Below are 3,766 nucleotides of genomic sequence, written 5' to 3' on the forward strand. Positions count from 1 at the left end.
CGTTCAGCCGCACGGGGTACTGCGCGGCGCCCTGGAGGTTGCCGCCCCACCAGTAGTTGTCGCTCCCCTGGTCGTTGACGCCCTCGACGATGATCGGCCTGCTTGCCGGGCTCCAGGGAGCCGATCTCATCGTCCCAGCCCAGCGCCTCGGCACCCTCGACGGTGGCCATCCGCAGCGCCTTGCGCGCCCCGACCAGCGTCGGGTCCAGCCGGGCGTCCTTGAAGAGCCCGGCGACGAGGTGGACCTGGCGGTGCAGGTTGAGGTTGCCAGCGGCGGACACCCCGTCCGTCCCGAGGCCCACGGTGACGCCGGCCTCGATCATCTCCGGGTACTTGCCGATGGCCGTGGCGCCCTTGGCGAGCTTGAGCGAGGTGGACGGGCAGAACGCCACCGACGTGCCGTGCTCGGCGAGCAGCGCGACCTCCGCGCCGGTGAGCGCGACCGCGTGCGCGAGGACCAGGTTGGGGCCGAGCCCGCCGCGCTCGGCCACCCGGGTCACCGGCCACTGCCCGTACTTGCTCTCGCTCACCCGCGACTCCTCGATCGAGGACGCGATGTGGTATGTGGTCCCGACGCCGAGCCGTTCGGCCAGGTCGCGGGCGCCGACGTGCAGCTCAGGGCTGCACGGCTCCTTGCCCTCGATGTTGACCCAGCAGCGGATGCGGCCGCCCGCGTACCCGTTCCAGCGGCGGACCGAGTCCTCCAGGGCCTCCAGGGCGACCTTGTGGTCGGGGAAGAAGTGGTGGTCGACCATCTCCGCCGACCAGCCGGGCGGGATCGTCTCGGGCTTGCGGTCGGCGGCGTGCCGGCCGACGATCCCGCGGATGCCGATCTCGCCCGCGGCCCGCGCGGTCAGGCCCGCGTCGTTCTGCGCGCCCATGTCCAGAAAGCAGGTGGTCCCCGAGCGGAGCATCTCGGTCGCGCCGAGCCGCACGCTCACCGCCTCGTCCTGGCCGTCCACGTGCGCGTAGAACGGCTTGGCCCAGTGGAACACCCAGGCCCGGGTGGACAGGACGTCGGGGAAGACGGCCCTGCTCAGGGTCTCCGACAGGTGGACGTGGGTGTCGACCAGACCGGGGATGACGCCGCGGCGGCGGCCGTCGATCCGTTCGTCGACGGAGGTGTCCCCGAGTCTGGCGAGGACCTCCCCGGTCGGGCCGAGGTCCGCGATGCGGTCGCCCTCCAGCAGCAGGGCGGCGTCGTGCAGGACGCGGTCGTCGCCGTCCACGGTCAACGCGAACTCCAGGTGCTCGATCAGCGTGATGCGTCCCGCCGGCGCGCCGGGCTTGGTCATCGGGGCTCCTTGACGTGCGGTCTTGACGTGGAACTCATCAGTCATATCATATCTGTCGTAATACCAGTTACCCTAGGGAGAGTGCACATGGCCGGTTCGGCCGCGGCCGATGAGATCGCGCGCGGACTCGCGGCGCGCGCGGCGGAGGCGGGGCTCGACGCCGTCGTCTGCCTGTCCCCGGAGAACGTCGCCTATGCCGCCGGGTTCGTCGTTCCCTCGCAACCGCTGATGCGCTGGCGGCACGCCGCGCACATCGTCACCGCCGACGCACGCGAGGCGATGGTCTGCGTCGACATGGAGGAGTCGACTGTCCGGGCCGCCCGGCCCGATCTGGATGTGCGGGTCTGGGCCGAGTTCACCGGCGACCCGATGGGCGCGCTGGCCGGGCTGCTGCGCGACCTCGGGCTGGCCGGAGGCACGGTCGGCGTCGAGCTGGGCTACCTCTCGGTGACCGACCACGGCGCCCTCGTCCGCGCGCTGCCCGGCACGGCGCTCCGGCCGGCCGACGACCTGATCACCGAGGCCCGGCAGGTCAAGACGCCCCGGGAGCGGGAACTGCTCACCCGGCTGTCGCGCATCTCCGACCGCGCCATCGGCGACGCGCTGCGCGCGGTGCGCGCGGGCGACACCGAGATGGACATCGCCGCCGCGCTCACCCGCTCGGTGTACGAGCAGGGCGCGCAGCAGTTCAAGCTGATGATCGTGGCGACGGGGGAGCGCAGCCAGCTGCCCAACGTGGGCCCGACCACCCGGGTGCTCAAGCCCGGCGACGTCTGCCGCGTCGAGATCTTCTCCGTCCTCGACGGCTACCAGGCGGGCGTCTGCCGCACCGCCGTGGTGGGCGACCCGCCGCCGGAGGCCGAGCGGATCTACCGGAACCTCGTCCGGTGCAAGTACCTCGTCCGCGAGTCGATCCGGCCGGGAGCCGTCGCCCGCGACGTGTACGCGGCGTTCCTGGCCGAGTTCGAGGAGCTCGGGATGCCGCCGATCGGGTTCGTCGGGCACAGCATCGGCGTCAACCTGCACGAACGCCCCTACCTCGGCCCGCACGGGGCCGAGAGCCTGCGCGCGGGCATGGTGCTGGGCATGGAGCCGCTCGTCTACCGCAGCGGGCACGGCTTCGGCATGCAGATCAAGGACATGGTCGCGGTCGAGCCGGACGGCTGCCGCCTGCTGTCCGACGTCACCGACACCGACGAGCTGTTCAGGATCGAGGCGTGATGGCCGGGACGCCCGCGCCCGCGGATCCCGCTCAGGACGTCGTCGTCGAGAGGCTGAGCCGGGTCCGCAAGGTCATCGCCGCCCGGATGCAGCAGAGCCTCGCCGGAACCGCCCAGCTCACCAGTGCGGTGGAGGTGGACCTCGGCGCGGTGACGGCCGCCCGCGCCGCGCACGGTGAGCGCTTCCGCGCCGTGCACGGCGTCTCGCTGGCCCCGCTCGCGGTGGTCGCCGCGGCCGTGTGCCGCGCGCTGCCCGAGCACCGGATGCTGAACGCGACGATCGACGTGGCCGAGGGCACCGCCGCCTACCACCGCCGGATCAACCTCGGCTTCGCGGTCGACACCGACGCCGGGCTCATGGTGCCCAACGTCAAGGACGCCCACCTGCTGTCGGTGGCCGGCCTGGCCAAGGGCATCGCCGACGTCGCCGGGCGCGCCCGGGACCGCAGGCTGCGGCCCTCCGACATCCAGGGCGGCACCTTCACCATCACCAACACCGGATCGCGCGGTTCCCTCCTGGACACCCCGATCCTCAACGCCCCCGAGACCGGGATCCTCGCGGTCGGCAGGCTCGAAAGGCGCCCGGTCGCCGTCGGCGCCGGGGCGGACGAGCGCGTGGAGATCCGCGACATGGCCTACCTGTGCCTGACCTACGACCACCGGCTGGTGGACGGCGCCGACGCCGCGCGGTTCCTGACCGCGGTGAAGGCAGGGCTGGAGGGCCGTCCGATCTGGGCCGGCGACCTGGAGCTCGGCGATGCCTGACCGGAGGGGCCTCGACCACGTCGGCATGTCCGTCCCCGACCTGGACGCCGCGGTGGCGTTCTTCACCGAGCACTTCGCCGCGCGCGAGCTGTTCCGGCTGCCGCGGGTGGAGGGCGGCGCGGAACGGCTCGGAGCGCCGCCGCGGGCCGCGTTCGCGCTGGCCATGCTGGACGTCGGCGGCGCCGGGATCGAGCTGATCCAGTGGTGGTCGCCGGGCGCCGGCGGGGCTCCGCCGCGGGCGGACCTGCCGGGCGGCACCCATCTCGGCATCGAGGTCGACGACGTGCCCGCCGCGCTGGCCGCGCTCGCGGCCGTCCCCGGGGTCGGCGTGGTGGGGACGCCCGTCACGTTCGGGGAGGGGCCGACCCCCGGCATGTCCAACGCGTTCATCACCACTCCCTGGGGCGGCCTGATCGAGCTGCTGTCCCGACCTCGGCGTCATGTCCGCGGTGGCCGACACGATCAGCGTGATGCGGGCGGGCCTGC

Annotated in this window: 4 protein-coding genes; 3 read left to right on the forward strand and 1 reads right to left on the reverse strand. The window is 73.2% G+C overall.

Annotated elements, in window-relative coordinates:
• Positions 1-1,295 (reverse strand): amidohydrolase family protein (locus AB0C69_RS39640; RefSeq protein ID WP_360361440.1); only part of this gene is annotated, 1,295 nt, incomplete at its 3' end.
• An 87-nt stretch (positions 1,296-1,382) separates the two neighbouring features.
• On the opposite strand from AB0C69_RS39640, the gene AB0C69_RS39645 reads away from it, so the two are divergent.
• The 3 genes from AB0C69_RS39645 to AB0C69_RS39655 all read left to right on the forward strand — a co-directional run.
• Positions 1,383-2,516 carry a Xaa-Pro peptidase family protein gene (locus AB0C69_RS39645; protein ID WP_360361443.1) on the forward strand — a complete coding sequence of 378 codons (1,134 nt, stop codon included), beginning with the start codon at positions 1,383-1,385 and terminating at the stop codon, positions 2,514-2,516.
• Entirely contained in the window at positions 2,516-3,280 is a 765-nt protein-coding gene (locus tag AB0C69_RS39650) for a 2-oxo acid dehydrogenase subunit E2 (protein ID WP_360361448.1), read from the forward strand. The genes AB0C69_RS39645 and AB0C69_RS39650 overlap by 1 nt, the downstream gene beginning before the upstream one ends.
• Positions 3,273-3,766 (forward strand): VOC family protein (locus AB0C69_RS39655; protein ID WP_360361445.1); only part of this gene is annotated, 494 nt, incomplete at its 3' end. The genes AB0C69_RS39650 and AB0C69_RS39655, both read left to right, overlap by 8 nt.

The sequence above is a fragment of the Actinomadura sp. NPDC048032 genome (assembly GCF_040653175.1).
GTDB lineage: Bacteria > Actinomycetota > Actinomycetes > Streptosporangiales > Streptosporangiaceae > Spirillospora > Spirillospora verrucosospora.

Coding starts and splice junctions, on each gene's coding strand:
- AB0C69_RS39650 (WP_360361448.1), top strand. CDS start 2,516: ATGGCCGGGACGCCCGCGCCCGCGGATCCCGCTCAGGACGTCGTCGTC.
- AB0C69_RS39645 (WP_360361443.1), top strand. CDS start 1,383: ATGGCCGGTTCGGCCGCGGCCGATGAGATCGCGCGCGGACTCGCGGCG.